The 1141-nt window shown below is 52.2% G+C and carries 2 protein-coding genes; both read left to right on the top strand.

Annotated elements, in window-relative coordinates; translation table 11 throughout:
* The coding region (locus ASN18_RS01670) for a cyclic di-GMP phosphodiesterase (protein ID WP_085050865.1) at positions 1–1015 on the top strand (1015 nt) is incomplete at its 5' end.
* A 25-nt stretch (positions 1016–1040) separates the two neighbouring features.
* Positions 1041–1141: rubredoxin (locus tag ASN18_RS17885; RefSeq protein WP_353740359.1), on the top strand; the 101-nt coding region annotated here is incomplete at its 3' end.

Here is a 1141-nt window from a genome sequence, read left to right on the forward strand (position 1 = left end):
GGACAAACTGGTTGATGTGGAAGCACTGCAGATCGGCATGTATGTCAAGCTACGGCAGGATGTGGTCGAGGCCACTGGATTGGAAAAAGAGTTTTTTATCATGGATCCCGGACAGTTGCGGCAGATTCGTAACCTGCCGTTGCGCTATGCCAAGGTCTATGTGGATGTGGACAGGCACTGGATTCCCTCCCCCATCGATGATGTCTCTCATGCGTGCGAACAGGCACCCACAGAGGTACTGTCGGCACCTCCACAGCCTGACAAATCCATGGCCCGCAAAAAGATCCTTGAAACAGTCAAACTGGCCGCTGCCGATCCAGCCATGGAACCCGGTAAGAAGGCCTTGGCCGTTTATCATTCCGCCAGAGTGTTGATGCAGGATCTGTTCGATTGTCCCACAGCCGAGATTATCCGAGACACCAAAGAGGTGGTCGCTTCGCTGGTCGACATGGTACTGGCTGATGAAGAGGCCGCCAACGCTCTGATTAAGGTCACCCAGCATGATTTTTATACATACACCCACTCGGTCAATGTCGGTACCCTTTCCATCTGTCTAGCCAAAAAGTTGTTTCAAGGTGAGACCAGCCATGACATGCGTGAGTTAGGTGCCGGATTTTTCTTACACGATTTGGGCAAGGTGCGTGTTCCCGAACAGATTCTCAACAAACCCAGCCGTCTGGATGAGTACGAGATGCGGCGTATGCGCATTCACCCCTATCAAAGCTATAAAATTTTGCAGGAGACGAGCCAGTTGAGTGAGGAATGCCGCATCGTCGCCATGCAGCATCACGAACGGGATGACGGTACCGGTTACCCCCTGCGGCTCAAGGGGGATCAGATCCATGTCTATGGCCGCATCTGTTGCATTGCTGACGTCTACGACGCCTTGACCGCCAAGCGCTCTTACAAGGAGGCCATGTCGCCGTTTGCTGCCCTTAAGATCATGCGCGACGAAATGATGCACCATTTTCACCGGGAGATCTTTAGCAACTTTGTGTTATTGTTTAGCAAATGATTTCTTTTTTTAAGGACAAGACACCATGACGCAACAATGGCTCTGTGCCGTCTGCGATTATTTGTACGACCCCCAGGTTGGTGATCCAGATGCAGGGGTCGCGCCGGGGACGCCTTTTACCGAACT

The sequence above is a fragment of the Candidatus Magnetominusculus xianensis genome (genome assembly GCA_001541255.1).
GTDB classification, from domain to species: Bacteria; Nitrospirota; Thermodesulfovibrionia; order Thermodesulfovibrionales; family Magnetobacteriaceae; genus Magnetominusculus; species Magnetominusculus xianensis.